Consider the following 21,870-nt stretch of genomic DNA (forward strand, 5'->3'; position numbering starts at 1 on the left):
GGTTTCGGACCCGCCGACCATCGCTGAGACGCGCAACCATGCAACACGTTCAACGTTACAATCTCGCCTGGCTCTTTCTTGCATTGGTCACAATCGCACTCGTAAGTGCCGACCATGCCGCAGCACAGCCGGTGGTAAGCGCCCGCCTCCTGGCCGTGAAATCCGCAGGCCTACTGGACGCCGTAACCGCATTGCCTCCGTCACAGACCGCCTATGAGGAGGGAGAGAGCTTCTTCCTGGAACTCTGGGTAACCACGAGCCATCCGCAAGGACTGGCTTCCGTTTACGTGGATGTCGGTCTGTCTGCGCCGCTGATTACACTTCAGGATCCCAACGCCGGCCAACTTTTCACGTTCTTCACGAGTGGATTGTCTTCGCCGACGGGAATTGATGATATCGGCGGCTCCCATCTGGGCACCGCTTTCTGTGCCGACCAACTGGGCCTGACACCGCGCTGGGCTCGCCTGGCGATTGTTTCGGCACAGGCCACGACCAATGGGATGTGCACGCTGCAACTCGGCCCTTCGATGTCCCCTGCATTGGGGATCAGTATCTGCGGCATGTTCGGAGACGTTCCGGTCGCGTCCGTGGATTACGGCCCGCCACTGAACATCGAGGTCATCGCTGTTCAGCGGTGCACGGCTAACGCCGATTGTGACGACGGCGTCTTCTGTAATGGTTCGGAAGTCTGTGCCGAAGGTGTCTGCGCGCCCGGAGCGTTTCCGTGCGAGACGGGTCAGGGATGCGATGAAGCCAGCGAGACGTGCGGTTCGTGCTTTGCCGACGGCGAATGCGACGATGGCGTGTTCTGTAATGGCGAGGAGACCTGTGACGTCTCTACAGGCGAGTGTGTTCCTGGGGCGTTCCCCTGCGGCGAGCTCGAAGGTTGCTTCGAGTCCATCGGAACATGCGGCGCCTGCACGGCCGACGCCCAGTGCCAGGATGGCCTATTCTGCAACGGCTCGGACTCGTGCGATCTGATCACCGGTATCTGTCTTCACAGTGGTTTCCCGTGTGGCGGAGCCGAAGGGTGTCTGGAGGACGTCGACGCGTGCGGACCGTGCAATGTCGATGATCAGTGCGACGATGGCCTGTTCTGTACGGGCGTGGAAACCTGCGACGTCGGTTCAGGCATTTGCATGGTTGGCGAGCTGCCATGCGGCGGCGAAGGCGTCTGTATCGAGTCAACCGAAAGCTGCGGAGACTGCGCAAGCGACGCCGATTGTGATGATGGTCTGTTCTGCAACGGCTCGGAGACCTGTGACCTCGCCAGCGGCACCTGCGTGACAGGAATCGCGCCTTGCCCCGGAGATTGTTACGAAGAAATCGACTCCTGCACGCCTCCGCCCCCCACGGGCGGTGGGGGTGGTGGAGGAAGTGGCGTTCCGGCTGACAACGACGGCGACGGCGTGCCCAATACCGAAGATAATTGCTTCGCAGTGGCGAACCCCGACCAGGCCGATCTGGACAACGACGGCATCGGCGATGCCTGTGAAACGGATACAGACGGCGACTCGATTCCCAACGCACTGGACAATTGCCTGACGGTCCCGAATCCGAATCAGCTTGATTCAGACGGAGACGGCTTCGGAAATGCGTGCGACGGATGCCCCAACGATCCCTCCAAGGTGATCCCCGGAGCTGACGGCTGCGCCAATGATGGCGGTGAGCCTCCGGGACCGCCCCCGAACAACGGGGATGACATCGACGGCGATGGCTGGGACAACGGCGAGGACAATTGTCCCGCGCTGAGCAACCCCGACCAGATGGATGCCGACGGCGACGGTCTGGGCAACGCCTGCGACAATTGTCCGGGCATCGAAAACCTGACCCAGGAAGATGATGACGACGATGGTGTCGGAAATGCTTGCGATCATTGCCCCAATACGACCGATAACGTGGACGTCAATGCGTTCGGGTGTAGCGCGGAGCAGGACCCCGACGGCGATGGCATGCCCGATAACAACGACGATACGCCGGGCAATCCGGTACCGACCGATAATTGTCCCGGTTTCTTCAACCCTGACCAGAATGATCGCGACAACGATGGCGTGGGAGACGCCTGTGACAACTGCCCCGACATCGCAAACACCAACCAGGACGACTTTGACGGCGATCGCTGGGGCGATGTCTGCGATAATTGTCTGATAACTCCCAATCCCGACCAGGAAGATGCCGACGCCGACGGTGTCGGCGACCAATGTGAGGACCTCGATCCGGGAACTTATGATCCACCTCGGCAACTCTGTGGCGCGTGCGGATTAGGCACTCCCATGGCATTCTGGTTCTGCGCTTTGTTTTTAGCGGCCGTTCCGTGTAAGATGCGTCGTAGTCGGTGAGCCGATTCGGGGGAACGGACTTCACCCGCCGACGGTGAATGCGGAAACATCGAGGGGGAACGGACACACCCGGTGCGCGGGCCGCCAGGCGCGGCGTCACGATCGATTCGTGATTCACGACCAAGAGCGAACAGCCTCGGAAGCAGCGTGCGATAACTACGTCGCCGCCCCGCCATGACGGGCGAGTCGTTCGCTTTTTCGTGAGTGTCGCCGGCATGACACCCGCCGCCAGAGGAGAAGCCAAGGAATTCAGCGATGCGGAAAAGAAGCGTAATAATCGGGGCGGGGATCTGGCTGATTATCGGAGGACTCTCCGGTACAGCGGCATTCGGACAGTGTGCATGGGATCCGGCTTTTGGAAACCCGGGCGTGAGCGGCGGGACTTTCCCAGCAGTCAATGCCCTAGCGGTCTACGACGACGGCGGCGGACCGGCCCTCTACATCGGCGGGTCGTTCAGCCAGGTGGGCGGCGTTCTCGCAAACAACATTGCCAAATGGAACGGCTCCTCCTGGAGCGCCCTGTCCTTCGGCGTCGACGCGCCTGTGTTTGCCATGACGGTGTACAACGACGGGACCGGCCCGGCCCTGTACGTCGGCGGGATGTTTACAACCGCCGGTCTCGTCACCGCGAATCGGGTCGCCAAGTGGAATGGCACGAGCTTCTCCGCCGTGGGTGGCGGAACCAGCAGCGTGGTTTATGCTCTGACCACATTCAATGACGGAACGGGAACGGCCCTGTACGTGGGTGGCTCCTTTGCGACGGTCGGTCCCGGCAGCGGCTTGCTGGTCAACAATATCGCCAAATGGAACGGGACCTCCTGGAGCAAGCTTGGGACGCAGGGTGCCGGTTCCGTGGTCAACAGCCTGACGACATGGAATTCGGGGACCGGAAACGCGCTGTATGTCGCTGGGCTCTTTACCAGCGTCTCGGGAATCCCGGCCAACCGCGTCGCCATGTGGAATGGAATCGGATGGTCCGGACTGACGAGTGGTCTGAACAACGACGCAAACGTCGTCCTGGGATCCAACGGCGGCCCGATCGGTACGTACCTTTACACCGGTGGCCTGTTTTCCACTGCAGGCGGGCCGTTGAGCCCTGCATCCAACATTGCCCGCTGGACCGGGACGTTCTGGACCAGCGTCGGCGCCGGGCTCAACGGCAAGGTGCTCGATTTGGCGATCCTGGATGAAGGATCCGGGCCGGTACTCATGGCTGGCGGAGAGTTTGATGCCGCCAACGGAACTGCGGTCAATCAAGTCGCGCGGTGGAACGGCACAGGCTGGTCGTCGGTGGGCGCGGGAACGAACGACACCGTTCGCGCCCTACTGTCCACGGATGAGACCAACGCCATCGGCCGCGCGCTCTACGTCGGCGGTCAATTCACGCAGGCAAACAATACGACGGCCAACCGCATCGCCCGCTGGGTCTGCTCGGTGACAATAGACGACTGCACGGGCGACGGCCGATTCGACCTCGACGACTTCGCGCGATGGGACGATTGTGACAACGGTCCCAACGGCGGATTCGGGTCGTCGAACTGTGACTGCCTCGACCGGGACGAGGACGGCGACCTCGACCTGAGGGACTATGCCACGTTCCAGCGGATCTTTGCCGGGCCATGATGGACTGGCGGCGGTGGCGGTTTCCTGATGCCGGCAGGCCTCAGTTGCCTGCTACTCCAACAATCCAATCCTGGATTCAGGCGTGCGAGGAAACGGCGTGGCCTTGTCGTCAGTTCGCGCAAGAACCCCTCTCGCACCGATGAAAAGGGGTGATCGTAATCCCGCGGATTTCGCGCTTTGCCGACTTGTCGCTCCGGCAATTGCCCGCCACCAGAGGGTCAGCTATTTCGAACCAGAATTGGGGCTGGAGCACCAGACGAGCATCCGCTCCGGGACGATCGGTTCAGATCGCCCGGTTCCGGTCTCGACAATCAGACCGCTGGCCAGGGCAATGTCGGGCACCCCGTCCTGATTGACATCGCCGATGGTCACGCCCGTTGACGCTGCCAATCCGGTGGACGGCAACCCGCTGTTCTCCCAAAACCGGAAGCCACCCTTGCCATCCCCCAGCAGTGCAAAGATCCCGCGAACGAAGCCGCCCTCCGTCGTCAGACGGCCGGAAACTACGAGGTCCAGGTGTCCATCCTGATTGAGATCGTCGGTATCCAACCCGACGGCGCCGCCCTGCATATCCGGGAAAACGTCCGGCATCTTCCGCCAGGAGCCATCCGCCTGCTGCAGGTACACTTCAGGACCGTCCACCCAGTTTGCCACGGCGATGTCGACGCGGCCGTCCTCATTGAAATCACCCGTGGAGAGGCCGCCATAAAGGCCCTCGATCATCGGCGAAGGCAGCCCATCGGAAGCCGCGGTCCACCCGCCCTTGCCGTCACTCAACCAGACACGCGGCCCCACGGAATGTGAAGCCAGAAGGTCCTTGATTCCGTCGCCGTTTACGTCAGCCAGCTCGACACGCACCGTCCAACGTGACGCCGGCAGACTCGTTTGGTCCTGCCTCTTCCAATTGTCTCCGGTGCCGTTCCCCAGATAGACGTTAATGCCGCCTTCGTCGGCCGCTCCCGATACGATGTCCGGAAATCCGTCTCCGTTGACGTCCCCGAGAACAAGGTCCTCGGCCCCTTGGAACATCTGCCGTTTCTGTGCCCCCGGCAACAGGTCCTCGGGGAACAATCCCTGCGCGATCGGTATCCAGCCTCCCTGTCCGTCACCCAGATACACGAATATTCCGTTGCAGTGATCGGCCACGGCCATGTCCAGGTGGCCATCGCCATTGATGTCGCCGAAGTCGAAACCGCCACCACAGGAAGTCTGCGTCGCTGACAGTTTCCAGGAATTCTCCTTCCAACGACCTTCGCCATCGCCGAACCAGATGTGCGGTCCGATGCCCAATCGGGGCAACGCCGCAAGATCGATGTACCCGTCGCCGTTAACGTCCAGAAGCATGGGGTCACACTTCCACATGCCGCTGGTGGGCAATCCAGTAGAACACAACTGATAGGGACCATCGGGAAGAGCCGGTTTTTTCGGCGTAGTCGCGGGAGGACTGTCTTGATCCACGGAGACCCTCGGCTTCGCCGATGAGCCGTTGCACCCTGCCAGCCACAAGATACCAGCGACGCCTGCAAGAACCGCGAAAGTGCACTTCGAACTTGTCATTCCGATTTCCTTTGTGAAGCCCGAACTCGCGGCCGCGCGCCGCAGGATGAAGCACGAATTCATCAAGCGGGTACGATCCAGCTCACTTGACGACGTCCAGATACCACGTGCCGTCGATCAAGACCCAGTCTTCGTTAACCACCAGATTGCGCGGAGTCATCTTCGTCAAGCTGGGGTCGTTAAAGCGGTGCTTGTAGTCCACTCGAACTACTCCCGCCGAGCCGACGACCTGTACCCATTCCACGTCCGCGTCCAGAAACTTGATCTTGTTCTGCACCAGGGCAAAAGATGCCTCATCGGTCTGGGCGCGATCCTGCGGTTCGATCATCTGAAACAGGGCCTTCCAGTCGGCTGACTTCCGCGCCTTCCATGCCTCCGCGAACCGCGTTCGCAACGCCGCCTCCGCATCCGCGTCCCGCCGGGACGGCGCGACGGGGTACTGGTCGTCCGCTCCTCGAGGAATGGGATACCACGTACCATCCAGGCGGTGCCACGTCTCCCAGCGCTGTATATCGCGAATGGGAGCCGTCGGGAAGCGCCTCACGCCCATCTTCGTATCCAGTTCGGCCCACCCCAGATCGCCCTGCTGTTCCACGCCGAGAACGGAATACGAAACCACCTTGAAGGGCTCATTCTCGCTCGACCAGGATTCGAATTCCTCGGGGGTCGACGCAGCCTGAAGTTCCGGATCCTCGAACGTGAACACCGTCCGCCAGTCTTCGGCCTGACGCGCCGACCACAGCTTCTCCACGCGCTCCCGCAAACCTGCGGATCGCGCCCGATGATCCACCGCGGACATTCCGACCTTCGCCGAATTCGCGGTGCAGCCGGCAATGAGCAGAATCAGAATAATGGCCGGAGTTTCGATTCGATTGTACATAGTGCGTTTCATGATACTTCCGCGTGTGGAGATACCGGTTGTTCCGGCGTGTAACATTCCGGTTGTCCGCATGATCGCTTTCGTGCGCCGGCGCGGAGTATAGGTCGTCGCGCATGAACCGCAAGCGTCGCCCGGTGTCTTACTCCTATCGGAAGAAGACCCGTCCTTTTCCTGAGTCGAACATAGACTTCGCTATAGCACTTTTCTCGGCAATCGATCCTGTCGCTGAGAGGATTATCGGACAGAAAATCCGATATTCGTCCGAGAAACTCGAAGCGCCGAAGCCGCTCATCCATTGACTATCGGTCCGCCTGTTGAGACAATGGTTCATCAATACCAAGGGGTCGAGTCTCGCTCGAATGGGGGATCGGGGGCGCGGCTCAAGAAAACCGCCGATAACCCGCTTTGCCTGATCGCCGGCTATCGTTTCCGCCTTCCCGGTTTGTGCCCATGTTTTGGTTTCGTCGGTTACTCCTGGGGATGGTTGCGATCACGTCCGTCACGGCCGGTGAGCACGACCGCTTGGCCGGACGATACCTGCCGGCCCATGAGGGACCCTCGACCGATCCCTTGCGGACAACGGATACGGAAGGCGCTTCATCGCCGTCCCGCGGACCATTGGCAAGCACCTGGATTCGCGGCCGCTATGTCAGTGTCCAGGTCAATGTCGACGCCAACGGCGCCAACATCGTCGGAGACGCCGCCAACGAGCCCTCCCTCGCCATCGACCCCACCAACCCCCTGCGGATGGTTATCGGGTGGCGGCAGTTCGATTCCGTAACTTCGGATTTTCGCCAGGCCGGCTGGGCATACAGCCACGACAGCGGACGCCACTGGACCTTTCCCGGCGTCATCGAACCCGGCGTCCGGCGGAGCGATCCGGTTCTTTTCAGCGACGCCGGCGGTAGTTTCTTTTATTTGAGCCTCGGGCGCAGCGGAGAGCTCTTCACGACTCAGCTCTTTCGCTCGACGGACGGCGGGCTTTCCTGGTCCAGAATCGGACCGACCGACTTTGGCGGGGACAAGCCCTGGGCAGCCGTCGATCCAACCGGCGGAATCGGCGGCGGAAACATCTACGTCTCCTGGGGATCAATCGGATGCTGCGACAACCGCATCTTCATGCGCTCCGTTGACGGGGGCATGACCTTCGACACGCCAGTAACGATTCCGCAGCAGCCCATCTGGGGCACCATTTCGGCCGGGCCCGACGGCACGGTCTACGTCGCGGGAAAGCGCCCCCTTTTTGACAACGAGTTCATCATCGCCCGCTCATCAACCATCAAGGACCCGGCCAATCCTCTCGAATTCGACTTCGGTGCGGAAGTCGACATGGGGGGCCGATTTCTTGCCAACCCCGGAACAGGGCCCAATCCGGACGGACTCTACGGGCAAGTCTGGGTCGCCACGGACCATTCCGATCGCCCCACCCGCGGCAACGTATACATGCTTTGCTCCGTCACGCCGTTCGATCCTTTCAACTTCGATCCCCTCGACGTCCACTTTGTTGCCAGCACGAACGGCGGTCTCAATTGGAGCGCCCCGGTTCGCATCAACGACGACCCCGTGGGGAATTTCGCTTGGCAGTGGTTCGGCACGATGTCGGTTGCTCCCAACGGCCGCATCGACGTCATCTGGAACGACACCCGCAACGACATCACGCAAACGTATTCCGAGCTCTACTACGCCTATTCTCTTGACGGCGGAATCACCTGGTCCGAGAACGAGCCGGTAAGCCCGCCGTTTGCCCATGCCGTCGGCTACCCCAACCAGGAGAAGCTCGGTGACTACTACCACATGATCTCCGACAATGCCGGCGCTCACGTGGCCTACGCCGCTACCTTTAATGGAGAGCAGGACGTCTACTATCTCCGCATCCTCGCCCGCGATTGCAACGAGAACGGCATTCCCGACGAGGAGGACGTCGCGAACGGGACAAGTCCCGATTGCAACGGGAATGACGTTCCCGACGAGTGCGAACTTACTGGAAACGACTGCAACGGCAATCAGGTACCGGACGTCTGCGATGTGGATGCTGGAACGAGTTCCGACTGCCAGGACGACGGCATCCCCGACGAGTGCCAGCTTGCCGATCAGGATTGCAACGACTCGGGCGTTCCCGATACGTGCGAGTTGCCCGGTAACGACTGCGACGGAAACGGCGTCCTTGACTCCTGCGAGCTGAGCGGCCGCGACTGCAACGCCAACGGACGAATCGACGCATGTGATACGGCCGGTGGATTCAGTCTCGACTGTCAGGGTGACCAGATTCCCGACGAATGCCAACTCGCGGACAATGACTGCGACGGAAGCGGCATCCCCGATGCGTGCGAACTCGCTACGCGCGACTGCAACGGCAATGGTGTGCTCGACTCGTGCGACGTGTCGGCAGGTGCGAGCCTTGATTGTCAGGGAAACGGCCAGCCGGATGAGTGCGAACTCCAGCAGAACGACTGCAATTTCAACAACATTCCCGACGACTGCGAACTGGTCGGCAACGACTGCAACCTCACGGGGATTCCCGATGAGTGCGAGCTCAGCGGCAACGACTGCAACGCGACCGGCATCCCCGACGAATGCGAACTGATCGGTAACGACTGCAATCACAATATGCAGCCGGACTCCTGTGACATCGCATCAGGCACGAGCGCCGACTGCCAGCTCAATGGCGTTCCGGACGAATGTGAACTCGCCGGCAACGACTGCGACGGCAGCGGCGTTCCCGACGAGTGCGAGCTTTCCGGACGAGACTGCAATGGCAACCTCCGGCTGGATTCGTGTGACATTGCTGCGGGGAGCAGCCCGGATTGCCAGCTCAACGGCACTCCGGACGAGTGTGAACTCATCGGCAACGACTGCAACGCCACCGGCGTCCCGGATGAATGCGAGCTGGCCGGCAATGACTGCGACGGCAGCGGCGTTCCCGACGAATGCGAACTTCCCGGAAACGATTGCAATGGAAATCAACGGCTCGATTCTTGCGACTTGGCGTCCGGCTCCAGCCGGGATTGTCAATCCAACGCCGTTCCCGACGAGTGCGAGCTTGCCGGCAACGACTGCAACCTGACGGGGATTCCCGATGAGTGCGAGCTCGCCGGCAACGACTGCAATGCAAACGGTCGGCCGGACACGTGCGACATTGTCTCCGGTGCGAGTAAGGATTGCCAGGTCAACGGCATCCCCGACGAATGCGAACTTGCCGGCAACGACTGCGACGGCAACAGCATCCCCGACCAGTGTGAATTGTCCGGTCGGGACTGCGACGGAAACCACGTGCTGGACTCCTGCGAGCTCTCCGGGCGGGATTGTGACAGTAACGCCAAATTGGACGTCTGCGAACTTTCCGGCCGGGATTGCGACGGCAATCACGTACTCGATAGCTGCGAACTCGCCGGGCGCGACTGCAACAACAACGGCGTGCTCGACCCGTGCGACCTTGCCCGTGGGACAAGCCAGGACTGCCAGTCCAATGGCATCCCCGACGAGTGCGAACTCGCAGGCGATGACTGCAACGGCGACGGTGTTCCCGACACCTGCCAGATCACCACGCGAGACTGTAATCGAAATGACAGGCTCGATTCATGCGACATCGCCGCCGGCACGAGTGCGGATTGTCAGAGCGACGGCCGTCCCGACGAGTGCCAGCTTCTTGGCAACGACTGCAATCAGAATGGCGAGCCCGACGAATGTGATCTGATCGCAGGGACTTCCGAGGACGCCAACAACAACGGGCTCCTCGATGAGTGCGAACCGCAGCCATGCGATCTGGTCAACGTTGCCCGAATCCTGCCCGTTGGCGGCGGGCTCGGCGATACCTTTGGATCGGCCGTTGATATCGACGGCGAGTGGATGCTTGTTGGTGCACAGAGCTTCGACACGTCATTCGACCGCGCCGGCGCGTCGTGGTTCTACCGTATTCAAGGCAACGACATCCTGCCGGGCACGCGGGTCCTGGCGAATGATGGTGACCGCGACGACCGCTTTGGTTGGTCCGTGTCGCTCGACGGCAATATCGCCGCGATTTCCGCCATCTACGACGACGATGTCACATCCAACTCGGGATCGGTCTACGTCTATCGACTGATCGGCCAGACATGGACGTTCGAGGCCAAGCTGAGTGCTTCGGATCCCGGTTCCGGAGATGCCTTCGGTCACAGCGTTTCGGTTGGCGGCGACCGGATTCTTATCGGCGCCCGCTACGACGATGACCGCGGAAGCAACAGCGGTTCCGCTTACGTCTTCCGATGGACGGGTTCATTGTGGGTACAGGAAGCCAAGCTGCTCGCCGCCGACGGCCAGCCCTCCGATTTCTTCGGTTCCGCCGTCGCGCTGTCGGGGACTGTGGCGGTCGTCGGTGCCTTTGGCGAGGACGAGCGCGGCGGGACCGCGGGCGCGGCCTACGTTTATGAAAGGACCGGGACGCTTTGGACTCAGAAGGCCAAGTTGCTGGCGCTGGATGGCAAGACCGATGACTGGTTCGGCGCGGCCGTCGCCACCGACGGAGACCGAATACTCGTCGGTGCCCGCTACACCGATGAACAGGGCTCCGGGTCCGGTTCGGCCTATTTCTTCCAGAAAGTAGCCGGAATCTGGCAACCCGCGGGCAAGATCCTGCCCGCTGATGGCGCCGCCGGCGACGGATTCGGCGTTGCCGTGGATCTTGACGGGTCCTTCGCCATCGTTGGTGCGGACGGTGGCGATGATGGCGCCACGAATGCCGGAGCAGCCTACATCTTTGCCTGGGATGGTGTCAGTTGGGCTCAGCAGGCGAAGATTCTTCCGTCCGTTCGAAACTCGGGCGCGCAATTTGGCATAGCCGTCGGCCTCTCCGGTTCGAATGGAGTCGCAGGCGCTCAATATGCGAATAACTTGTCCGGCGTCAGCACCGGCGCCGCGAGTTTGTTTACCGGAATTGACGACTGCAATCGAAACCTCGGGCTCGATGCTTGTGATCTTGTTAACGGGCTTAGCTCCGACAGTGATGGAAACGGCCGTCCCGATGAGTGCGACTTGACCGTGCCGGGGGACTACGACCTGGACGGGGATGTTGACCTTGCGGATTACGCTGGATTCCTTGGCTGCGCTGCCGGTCCAGCGTCGGTACTCAGCGCTTCGAGCGGAAACACGCTCCGGTGCCTTGGGGCCTTCGATTCTGACGGCGACGAGGACATTGATCTGTTCGATTTCGCTCGATTCCAGGCGATTCTGCAAACCCCCTGAACCAATGCGCCGCGCCGGTGTCGTCGGGGCGGATCCTGTCGCCGGCTGACCCGCAGCATCGGATTCCTTGTTATCGGGCCCAAGCGATTCGCCCCCGTCCTTTTCAGCGTCGAAGAGACGGATAGAATAGAAAGTCCACTACGTGGTTCGGGTTCCAACTGCGAGCGCAGGCCGGCGGACGACCTTTCTTTCAAGGGGCCGGTCGTGCCTCCGCCTTTCCGTTGACCCGATTGGCGGAGTCATTCGGAGCCGACTGGTTCAAGGAAGCGCCCGCCTGCCGATAATCTGGAGGGAACGGAAGCTGGTTCTATGGGAATTGCGCTCATGCTCCAACCAACAATGGGCATTATCGTCGGCGGCGGGCCCGCCCCGGGCATCAACGGCGTCATCGGTGCCGCCGCCATCGAGGCTGTCAACAATGGCTTGAAAGTCGTCGGCTTCTACGACGGGTTCAGCTACCTCGCCGGCGAGGAGTTCGATCCCGACCAGCATTCCGTCGACTTGAGCATCCGAGACGTCGGGCGAATCCACTTCGACGGTGGCTCGATTCTCCGCACTGCTCGAACGAGCCTGCTCGATATCGAGGCGCTGAAGTCCTCCACAGTAGCCAGGCCCGACATGCCCCGCGTCGTTCGCGTTTACGAACGCCTTCGGCAGCGCGGCGTCACCCACCTGCTCACCATCGGCGGCGACGATACCGCGCTGAGCGCCCGCTTCGTGGCCGACCACTCCGGCGGGCGCATTCGCGTCGTTCACGTTCCCAAGACCATCGACAACGACCTCCCCCTTCCGGGTGATACACCAACGTTCGGATTCACCACAGCACGCCACTTGGGCTCGACGATCATCGCCAACCTCATGGAAGACTCCCGAACGACGAAGCGTTGGTACATCGTCGTCACCATGGGTCGCAACGCAGGCCACCTGGCGCTGGGAATCGGCAAGGCTGCTGGGGCCACCATGACCCTTATTCCGGAGGAATTCGGGGAATCCACGAGCATTCGCGCCATCGCCGATCACATCGAGGGCGCCATCCTCAAGCGCCGCACAATGGGCCGTCAGGATGGTGTTGCTGTACTGGCCGAAGGGCTTGCCTACAAGCTGGGGGATCGCGAAGAACTTTCCCGGATTCTCGGGCGGGAGGTTCCCGTTGACGCCGCCGGACATCCCCGGCTTTCGGAGGTTCCCCTGGCCAGGATCATTACCGACGAGCTCCAGCGCCGCTTCCGGGAGCGCGGGGACAAGCTGACCCTCGTCGCCCACACCCTGGGCTATGAGCTCCGCTGTGCCCGTCCGACGACTTTTGATATGGGCTACACACGCGACCTGGGCCACGGCGGGGTGCGCCTCCTCCTGGACTCCACGCGCGATCTGCCGCCGGGCGTCATGGTTGCGCTCAAGGAGGGTAATCTGCAGCCCGTGGCCTTCGAGGACATGGTGGACCCCCATTCCAACCGCACGCGCGTCCGCTATGTCGATTTGACGAGCTACAGCTACAGTGTTGCCCGCGCCTACATGATCCGCCTCGAGAGAAATGACTTCGAGTCGCCGACCATGCTCGCCGCCATCGCCGCTGAGGCGGGACTGACCCCCCACCAATTCCGCCAGCGCTACGCCCACGTCGTGGAGGCCAGAACGCTGACGGTCAGCGACCGCGGTGGCCGCGCTCGCGACGTCGTCGCCCCGTGCGGACCCATTCCCAACCAAGCATCGTAGCTTCGGCCGAAATTCTCCCAGCTACGCACTTCATGACTTGGGCAAGCTGGCCTACCCGAAGTTCATTTGCGCTGCCGCTGTTTTCCAGGCCCTTATCAGATTTCCCCGATTTGCTTCCCGCAGAATAAAGTGCCGATGTCTCCCCTCCGGCAAATCTCAGGGAAACCCCCCATAGATCCTTCTTTCATTTCTGCCGAAATTACCCGTGGTCGGGGGCATAACTTGGCTCAGTGAGTTAAAGTATGACTGCACCCGTTCTCCATGTCATCTCGGGCTGCCCTGGTTTTCAGCGGACGCTGACGGAACTTGCAGAGGACCGTGCCGCAGAGCTCCTGCTTTACGCCGATCCCGACGCCTTCGGCGCAGGCCACGACGCTCATGTCGAACCCGAGTGCCTGGTTCTGGATGTGGGCGACCCTTCGTTCGAGAGCAGCAGAGCCGCGGGGCGATTGCCGGAATCGCTCCGAAACGCCCCCCCGCTCATCTTGGCGGTACCGTTTTGTGGAGGGTGCTGTTTACTCGTCGCGGACGCGCTGCGTTGCGGTGCCGAACTCCTGGCCAAACCGCTGAACGCGACGGCGCTTTCCGACATGGTCACGCGGGCGTGGAATGTGGACCGGCGCCGCAAGACATTCCGCACCAAGCGCGACGAGATCGCGCGGCGGCTTGGAACGCTGACGCATCGTGAACGCCAGGTCCTCGACCTCGTGGCGTGCGGCTACCCCAACAAATGCATCGCCGCGGAACTTGAGTTGAGCCAGAAGACGGTCGAGGCTCACCGTTCCAAAGTCATGCACAAGATGCAGGCCCGGTCCCTCGCAAAGTTGATTCACATGCTGTACATGCTCGAGCCGGGTAGCATGGATCAGGAACTCATCATCGGATCAGCCGAACAACCGCGGGAGGCGATTCCGCCCCTCGATATGCGCCGGTGGGCTCCAGCGAACCCCTTGTTGGTTCACGCCGCCGCGGCCAACTCCTGAGGCAGACGGCAAGCGCACACCCTTCGGGAATTAGCCTGACGCTACCATCACGAATAGGCCTGAATGCGCGCCGGCCTGACCGCCGATTGACGGCTCAGGGGCAGAGATTTCGTTGCGTGCCGAGCGGCGGATCGGTCTGATCGCAGCCTCCCGGCACAGTGCAAATCGGGTCGATGCAGTAGTCGCCGATAGACGCCGCATTCGTTTGAAAGCTTCCCGGCGTACAGTTGGCGAAGATGGTACCGCAGGGATCAAAGATCTGGCTCAGCTCCACGAGACGGCTGTCGCACGAGCCGATGAATCCGAATTGCATGAGCGTGGCTGCGCTGAACAGCGCTATCCCTGCCAGAAGCTTCCGTCCTGAGTTCTTTGAGTGAATGGTCATCGTGTTTGTCGCTCCGCGGGGCAGCGTCCGGTGCCCCCAGTGTGCTCGAGAAACAGAACCGCGCGCAGGTCGTGACGCATCCGCATTATTGCGTCGGGCAATCCCGGAACAGCGAGTTCGCGTCGCCGCTCTCAATCGTCGAATTGCCGCTCCCGATACCGCTGCACGGATCGACCGTGCCGCCAAAGAATCCGTTCTGGCAATCGAAGATGAAACAGAAGTTCGTGGAGGTCAGCATGGATTCGCCGACGAAACTCGTGCACGAGGAACTTGCCGCGTATAACAGTCCACCGCCGAGCAATATGCTGGCGGCCATAAACGAGCGACGACGACCACGCATGGAAAGTCTCCTGAAGAAACAAACAGACCATCAGCGTGCGCCACGGGCCGAGGTTTCGCGCCATGCATCGGCCGGCAGCGACACGCGCCCGGAATACCAGCCCCAGGAGGCCGGTCTGTAACCGGGCGCACCGTCCTTGAATCGGCATATTATCACGGCTGGCGGCTGTCCGGGCAACCCCCACCCGTCAAGCCGAGGTGAAAAGCCGTCAATCGGCGTTTTCCCAGTCATCGGAACCGGACCTCAAGTTGCCTTGCCGGAGGCCGGGGCCTTCAGGATTCATCCATGGCATTGTCGTGGCGCGTCCCGCGTTTTCGCAGGCGTTCTTCGAGCCGCCGGGCAACATCCAGCGGTACAAGCCGGGCGAGGTGCTCCGGATCGTAACTCCCGATCTCCACGATCTGCTTGATGAGCGTGCTCGACGTGAGCACGTGCTGCCCGCTGGTCATCAGGAACACCGTCTCGATGTCCCCGATGATTCGGTTGGTCATGGCGATCTCCAGTTCGGCGTGGAGATCAACCGTGTCCCGAATGCCGCGCAGGATCACTCCCGCGTCCATCTGCTTCGCAAACTCCACCGTCAGCCCAAGAAACGTACGGACCTCGACGTTGGCCAGGTCGCCCGCGTGCTTGGCCACCATTTCCCGTCGTTCCTCCTGCGAAAAGACTGCGGTCTTGGTGGGGTTGTCGCCAATCGCCACGATAAGGTGCGGGTAGAGCCGGGACGCGCGGCGGATGATGTCCAGGTGGCCGTGGGTCACCGGGTCAAACATGCCGGGAAAGATTGCTCGTTCACGAGAGGGCATAGGAAAAGCCTGATTCCGGGCGGCAGCGGCCGCGTACTGAATCCGAGAAGCCATTCTAGGTTAGCGAGCCCCTTCGTCCAATCGCACAAACTTCGGCGGCTTGACAGTCGCGAGAGGGGCTACGATCGTGACCGCTCATGAACCCGAAGAGACCATCAGGTTCCGGGATCGACTTGTCCGTTGATCTTGCCGGCGTGCGTTTGCCCAATCCCGTGATGACGGCGTCGGGCACAAGCGGCTACGGAGCCGAGTACGCACGTTTCGCCAACACCGATCAACTCGGTGCCTTCGTCACCAAGGCCGTCTCGCCGGAACCCCGGCGCGGCAATCCGCCGGAACGCACCGTCGAGACCCGGGGAGGCATGCTCAACGCCATCGGCCTGGCCAACGTCGGACTCGACGAGTTCATTCGCGAGAAGCTGCCCTTCTGGGAGGGCAACTCCACGCCAGTCATCGTAAACGTCGTCGGCCACACCGTGGAGGACTACCAGGCGGTCTGCCGACGCCTTGACCCAATCGAGCGTATCGCCGGCCTGGAACTGAATGTCTCCTGCCCGAATGTCGTTGATGGACTGGAATTCGGGACCGATCCCGCTCGCCTGGAGAAATTCGTGCGAGCCGTCAGGCCGACCGTCCAGCGGGCCAAACTCATCGTCAAGCTCTCGCCCAACGTAACGGACATCGCCGCTTGCGCGGCCGCGGCGATTTCCGGCGGCGCCGAGGTTCTTTCGGTCATCAATACGCTCACGGGCATGGCCATTAACGTGGAGACGAAGCGTCCCATGCTGGCGAACCGAACCGGAGGCCTGTCCGGCCCCGCGATCAAACCTGTCGCCCTCTTCATGGTTCATCGCGTATTCAGCAAGGTCGCCAAGGATGCGGGCGTCCCCATCATCGGGATGGGTGGAATCATGGACTGGCGGGACGCGGCGGAATTCCTGCTGGCCGGCGCCAGTGCCGTGGCCGTGGGGACCGCACTGTTCATCCACCCCGATACGCCGGCGCGAATCTGCGAAGGACTCTCCGATTACTTGCGCCGTCACGGGCACGTTCGCCTGGGCGATATCGTCGGCGGCGTCCTCTGAACCTGCTTCGGGCGACGCCTTTCCCCATTGCGCTAAGACGACTGCTGCTTGGCCTGCCGGTATTCGTTCCATCGCGCAGCCCACAGGCCGATCTCGAACAGGGCATACATGGGCACGGCGAGCATCATCTGGCTCATGACATCGGGTGGAGTGAGAATCGCGGCCAAAACGACGATACCCAACAGAACGTATCGCCGCGCCGAGGCCAGCGTCTGACGCCGCACCAACCCGCTCCAGGACAAGAAGAACACGACGATGGGCGTTTCGAACGTCAGCCCGAACGCCAGGGCGAGCGTCAGTACGAAGGCGATGTACTCGTCGAGGGCAAACTGGCTGTGAATGCTGGTCAGCCTCGGTGGAAGAAGCGGCTCCGTGGACAACAGGCCGGAAGGTGCCTGCACCATCAGCCGGCGCGTCGTGCCGTTGAACCAAATGGAACCGGATTGCGGGTTCTGCGGATCATCGCGCAGTATGGGAACAACGACCGGCGCTGCCTCCGCCTCGCCCGGCGGCGCCTCCTGTTCGGTATCGAACAGGAGGCGGGCGAGCGGTCCGCTGTGAAGGTCAGGAAGGTCGAATCCGCGGTTAAACTGGATGAAGAACTGCAGCAGCATTGGCAGAACGATGAAGTAGAGGAACGCCACACCCACTACGAAGAGCCCGACGGACGCCGGCATCAGCAGTTTTACGAAGCGCCGCTCGTGGCGGTAAAGCCCGGCCGAAATGAACTGCCAGAGCTGATAAAGAACCCAGGGCATGGCCAGGATCAGTCCGGTGAGAATACTGATTCGCAGGTATGCGCTGAAGGCGCTCGTGGGCGAGAGCACCTGGAGACCGGGGGCCATGCCGTTTTCATATTGGACGACGAGCAGCGGACGGAGAATGATGACCAGGATTTCCCTGCCGAATAGCAGTGCGAGGCCCGCTCCGGCCCCGATTCCCAGCAGTGACAGTATCAGTCGGGTGCGGAGCTCCTCAAGGTGATCCCCGATGGACATGCGCAGGCCGAAATCGTCCTCATTGCCGTGGCCGACTTGTTCTTGGCTGGCAGGGTCCGGTCCACGAGACATGGGGAGCAATCCTCAAACGGGAGTGTCGTGTGGACGCGTGGCTAACGTGCGCCCTCAGATCGCGCGCCCCGCGGAGCGATTAAACGGTTACTTATGTGCTGCGTGGTCAGAACGCGCCGCAGTTGAGCACTACGCTGCGGTGCGGGGGCAATCGAGCCGTTCTCGTCCCCCATTTGCGGAACCGGATCGAGGGGCGGATTCCAGTATCGGAATGCCAATGACCATTGCTCGCCGTCAACGTCGGCCCCAGCCTGCTGCAACCGCATCAGTACATCACGGAGGGGCACGCGCAGGATCTCGAGCGTCTGGCCCGGTGGGATCTCGCGAAGCTCCGGTTTCTGCTTCCCCGTTCTTGCCGATGGGGAGAGCTGTGCAATGTCCTTGAACTCCTCCCCTCGGGAATACACCCACGTTCCACGCGCCAGGGATGAGTCGGCACCGAAATCGGTTCCCACCCAGAGCGGAACATCTTTCCGGTTGCGGATGGCTACGACCAGGTCTCCGTCGGACTGCTCGACGCTCAAGCCGGCGGCCACACCGGCGCGCGACACGGAATCGGGCGCGGACTCGGTGACTTTGATCGTCGCTACATTACTGACGACCCGCCCCACATGATTCTCGAGAAGGACGGGATCGGACCAGGGCGGATCATAATCCAGCCGAACGCTGTACCGACCGGCGTCGAGCATGCGAAACCGCCCCCACCCACGATTGAATTCTTCAAGCTTGAGTTCGCGCCGCTCGCCCGGACCGAGCACGCTCACGGGCGGGTCATCAAGCCGGTCCTCGACAACGCGGGCCAGCGATGAATGGGGTGCATAGTCGTCGGTGTAGAGTTCGATCTTCGAACCGTCCGGCCCTTCGACGTAAAGCCAGTCGGCGACGTCCAAGAGCAGGCCCAACTGCCCCGCCTCCGCCTCAGTCTCGGCCGGAGCGGAATCAAACGGGATTCGCGCCGGCCAAGGCGTGGCATTGTGCAAGCGGATGAAAAGCGCTACCGGTTCGTTCCAGGCAATGCTCGCCCGGGAGAAAGCCAGTTCGACCTGAACGCCGCTGAAAAGCAGTCGATCCAGCGTCCGCAACAATACCCCCGCCCGAAGCGCGGCCTCTGCATTGCCGCTTCGAGCCACCTCCTCAAGCGGTTGATAAGCCTGCATCCCAATAGCGCAGAGGTTGCGCGTGGCCTCGGTACGCTTCTCGTATGATGAATTGCCCAGATCGGCGATGAGCCGATCCAACTCCTCCGGCGAGACGGGACCCTTGGTCAGGCCGGTCGATCCTTCACCCTGAAGTCCGCCCGCGCAGACGGCCGCTGCCAGTAAGCCGATCGCCAGCACCCAGGTTCGCATCGACAGTGTTTTCACGGGCGAGCGCTCGCTTTATCGGTCTCTATTCCCTTGAGTTACTTCGACGCCTGAGGAGACAGAATTGACAAAGCGTGGCACGCCCTTCCCCAGACCGCGATTTCAGTACTGCTCTTGCATACCTTACGCATGCTGACCCGCTCGGTCGGACCAACCCGCGGATTCAACACCGTGCGCAAGCCGGGTAGTATAGAATGGCTGCGGAAGGTCGCAATCGCGCGCAATAGCCGCCTGCATGGACGATTCCTTAATGTACGAACAGCATGAGACGAATGCAGCGCGCTCCAGAGCGAGCGCAACCTACGGCGCAAAATCGAACGGAGAGGAACACTCTCACGTTCGGGCTGCGCCGGAACGCCAATCCGGTTGGCTGCGCACCATCCCGCCGATCGTCGTCGCATTCTGTACGGGCGCCGTATTCCTACCGGTGCTCCTGGCAGGTTTCGTGTTCTGGGATGACTACGCACTTCTGGTTGCGAACACGCGCTATCAGCACCTATCGCAGGGTGGTCTGGCCTGGATGTTCACGACGTCCTTTGCCGGTCACTGGCAGCCGCTGACCTGGCTGAGCTTCTGGTTGGACTACCAGATCGCGGGCGTCAGCGCTCTCATGTTTCACTTATCCAACCTGGTTCTCCATATTGTCAACGCAGTACTCTTCTACTTTGTAGCGGAGAGGCTTCTCAACTGGGGCAAACTGCATGATCGGCAGAATCCCGCTTATCCGCGTCTGCTTGCGGGCTGCTTCGCGGCGCTTTTCTTCTCACTTCATCCCTTGCGTGTGGAGTCTGTTGCCTGGATAGCTGAACGGCGCGACGTACTCAGCGGAGCGTTTTTCCTCCTGGCAATATTGGCGTGGCTTCAATTTGTCGAAGCGACCGGCCAATCCCGCGCCCACCATACAAATGGCACTTCGGCATCGGAACGGTCGACATCGAACACAACTCGTTCGTCGAGCGCCTCGTCGCTCGTATTCTGGTACGGCTTAGGCCTGGCGTCGTTTGCCCTCTCACTGGGGGCCAAGGCGTCCGGCGCCATGCTGCCTGTCGTATTGCTCGTGATGGACATCTGGCCGTTCAGGCGGACAACGTGTACGGGCAAGACTCGAATGGGCTGCTGGAGCCGCCTTCTCCTGGAAAAACTCCCGTTCTTCGGTCTCGGCATCGCGGCCGGATGGCGAGCATTGATCGCTCAGGACCGAGGAGGTGCCCTCTACGATCTGTCCCATCACGGCGTGCTGGATCGTGTCGCCCAAGCCATCCACGGGCTTGCGTTCTACCTGAACAAGACCGTGGCACCCTTCGGTCTGGGACCGCTTTACGAAATCCCGGCGGACAGCGGACTCTTCGGAGGCGATTTGATTGCCACCTTGGTTGTCCTCGCCTTTGTCGTCATCGCCGTCGCGTTTCTCTCTCGGCGACGGCCGGCCATTGGCATTGCATTTCTCTGTTACGTTGTGCTGATTGGCCCTGTGCTGGGGTTCTTCCAGAGCGGCCCGCAATTCGTGGCCGACCGATACAGCTACCTCGCCACCATGCCGCTGGCACTCTTGGCGGGAGGCGGTCTCCTGCAATTCATGCGGACCCGCTCATGGCAAGGGTCGAGTCGCACACGAGCCATTGTATCCCTGATCATGGTCGCGATCCTGGTGGGATTGGGCCATCTCAGCATGGCGCAGACGGCCTACTGGGATAACGCACTTGCTCTCTGGAGCCGGGGCGTGGCGGTTTCTCCCGAGAGCCCCGTTGTGCATACCAACCTGGCCGATGCGTACGCCCGCTTTGGACAGGAGGGGATCGAGCCAGCGATTCGACATTACGAAATCGCACTGAGCCTCAATCCCAAGGACGTTGTCGCCCTTGATCATCTGGGTCGAGTGCTGGAACGACAGGGACGATCTGTTGACGCCGCTCAACTGTATGCCAGGGCTCTTTCGATCGACCCCACGCGAGAGCAGGCAGCGCTGGCGTTGGGGCAGATTCTGGCAGCGTCCGGGCGCGGAGCTCAGGCGGCCGAGGTGTGGAGGGAGGGGCTGCAGCATCATCCCGATTCTCTTGAACTGATGGACGCTCTTGCAGACCTCCTGGCGACCTACCCGGATCAGAACATTCGAAACGGTGCGGAAGCCGTCCGGCTGGCTGAGATTGCCAGCGCCGCCAGGGGGGATCAAGATCCTTTTGCACTGGTCCGTCTCGCGACCGCCTGGGCGCAGCTTGGCAAATTTGACATGGCAGTCCGGGTGGCGGAGAAGGCCATGACACTTGGACCTGCCGACGACGCCGGGTTTCGGCGTGAAGTTCGGTACCGAATCGGGCTTTTCACGGCTGGCAAGCACTATGTCGCACCGGGGGGCACCGAACCGGTCCCTCGCCAGGGCCTTCCGTAGTGCCGAGCCGCCAAGTACCCGGCGGGTTGACCACCCCAACCTCCCGAATTAACATGGAATGGGCCGTCGGCGTTTCGCATCGAGTTGCGTCTCAGGCAATGATGGTCCGGTTCGGACGG

14 protein-coding genes are annotated in these 21,870 nt (G+C 61.6%); 7 read left to right on the forward strand and 7 right to left on the reverse strand.

Annotation, left to right across the window (positions count from 1 at the left end):
- Positions 1–38 precede the first annotated feature (38 nt).
- Complete coding sequence (locus J5J06_17525) at positions 39–2,339, forward strand: thrombospondin type 3 repeat-containing protein (GenBank protein MCO6438897.1); 2,301 nt, start codon at positions 39–41, stop codon at positions 2,337–2,339.
- Between the two features lie 255 nt (positions 2,340–2,594).
- Positions 2,595–3,962 (forward strand): hypothetical protein, encoded by a 1,368-nt coding sequence (locus J5J06_17530; protein ID MCO6438898.1) that lies wholly within the window; start codon positions 2,595–2,597, stop codon positions 3,960–3,962.
- Between the two features lie 222 nt (positions 3,963–4,184).
- Here the strand turns inward: J5J06_17530 and J5J06_17535 are convergent, their stop codons facing one another.
- Positions 4,185–5,306 carry a VCBS repeat-containing protein gene (locus tag J5J06_17535; protein ID MCO6438899.1) on the reverse strand — a complete coding sequence of 374 codons (1,122 nt, stop codon included), beginning with the start codon at positions 5,304–5,306 and terminating at the stop codon, positions 4,185–4,187.
- Between the two features lie 295 nt (positions 5,307–5,601).
- Positions 5,602–6,411: a hypothetical protein gene (locus J5J06_17540; GenBank protein ID MCO6438900.1), complete on the reverse strand. Its 810-nt coding sequence runs from the start codon at positions 6,409–6,411 to the stop codon at positions 5,602–5,604.
- 438 nt (positions 6,412–6,849) lie between these two features.
- On the opposite strand from J5J06_17540, the gene J5J06_17545 reads away from it, so the two are divergent.
- The 3 genes from J5J06_17545 to J5J06_17555 all read left to right on the forward strand — a co-directional run bounded on the left by J5J06_17545 (position 6,850) and on the right by J5J06_17555 (position 14,315).
- On the forward strand, positions 6,850–11,616 hold the full coding sequence (locus J5J06_17545) for a hypothetical protein (protein ID MCO6438901.1): 4,767 nt from the start codon (positions 6,850–6,852) through the stop codon (positions 11,614–11,616).
- 324 nt (positions 11,617–11,940) lie between these two features.
- Positions 11,941–13,332, forward strand: a complete 1,392-nt coding sequence (locus J5J06_17550; GenBank protein ID MCO6438902.1) for a 6-phosphofructokinase — start codon at positions 11,941–11,943, stop codon at positions 13,330–13,332.
- A gap of 242 nt (positions 13,333–13,574) precedes the next feature.
- The gene (locus J5J06_17555; GenBank protein ID MCO6438903.1) at positions 13,575–14,315 is read left to right on the forward strand and encodes a hypothetical protein; all 741 of its coding nucleotides are present in this window, start codon (positions 13,575–13,577) and stop codon (positions 14,313–14,315) included.
- 94 nt (positions 14,316–14,409) lie between these two features.
- Here J5J06_17555 and J5J06_17560 read toward each other — a convergent pair whose 3' ends face one another.
- The 3 genes from J5J06_17560 to coaD form a co-directional block, all read right to left on the reverse strand.
- Entirely contained in the window at positions 14,410–14,700 is a 291-nt protein-coding gene (locus J5J06_17560; GenBank protein ID MCO6438904.1) for a hypothetical protein, read from the reverse strand.
- An 85-nt stretch (positions 14,701–14,785) separates the two neighbouring features.
- Entirely contained in the window at positions 14,786–15,040 is a 255-nt protein-coding gene (locus J5J06_17565) for a hypothetical protein (GenBank protein ID MCO6438905.1), read from the reverse strand.
- Positions 15,041–15,312: 272 nt separating this feature from the next.
- Positions 15,313–15,813 carry a pantetheine-phosphate adenylyltransferase gene (gene coaD, locus J5J06_17570; GenBank protein ID MCO6438906.1) on the reverse strand — a complete coding sequence of 167 codons (501 nt, stop codon included), beginning with the start codon at positions 15,811–15,813 and terminating at the stop codon, positions 15,313–15,315.
- A gap of 170 nt (positions 15,814–15,983) precedes the next feature.
- Here coaD and J5J06_17575 point away from each other — a divergent pair, with 170 nt between their 5' ends.
- The gene (locus tag J5J06_17575; protein ID MCO6438907.1) at positions 15,984–16,931 is read left to right on the forward strand and encodes a dihydroorotate dehydrogenase; all 948 of its coding nucleotides are present in this window, start codon (positions 15,984–15,986) and stop codon (positions 16,929–16,931) included.
- Positions 16,932–16,963: 32 nt separating this feature from the next.
- Here the strand turns inward: J5J06_17575 and J5J06_17580 are convergent, their stop codons facing one another.
- Both J5J06_17580 and J5J06_17585 read right to left on the reverse strand, forming a co-directional pair.
- Positions 16,964–18,001: a twin-arginine translocase subunit TatC gene (locus J5J06_17580; GenBank protein ID MCO6438908.1), complete on the reverse strand. Its 1,038-nt coding sequence runs from the start codon at positions 17,999–18,001 to the stop codon at positions 16,964–16,966.
- Positions 18,002–18,042: 41 nt separating this feature from the next.
- Entirely contained in the window at positions 18,043–19,365 is a 1,323-nt protein-coding gene (locus J5J06_17585) for a hypothetical protein (GenBank protein ID MCO6438909.1), read from the reverse strand.
- Positions 19,366–19,615: 250 nt separating this feature from the next.
- Between J5J06_17585 and J5J06_17590 the strand changes: the two genes are divergently transcribed.
- Positions 19,616–21,751 (forward strand): tetratricopeptide repeat protein, encoded by a 2,136-nt coding sequence (locus J5J06_17590; GenBank protein ID MCO6438910.1) that lies wholly within the window; start codon positions 19,616–19,618, stop codon positions 21,749–21,751.
- The last annotated feature ends 119 nt before the right edge of the window (positions 21,752–21,870 follow it).

It is taken from the genome of Phycisphaerae bacterium, from assembly GCA_024102815.1.
In the GTDB taxonomy this organism is placed as follows: Bacteria; Planctomycetota; Phycisphaerae; order UBA1845; family UBA1845; genus JAGFJJ01.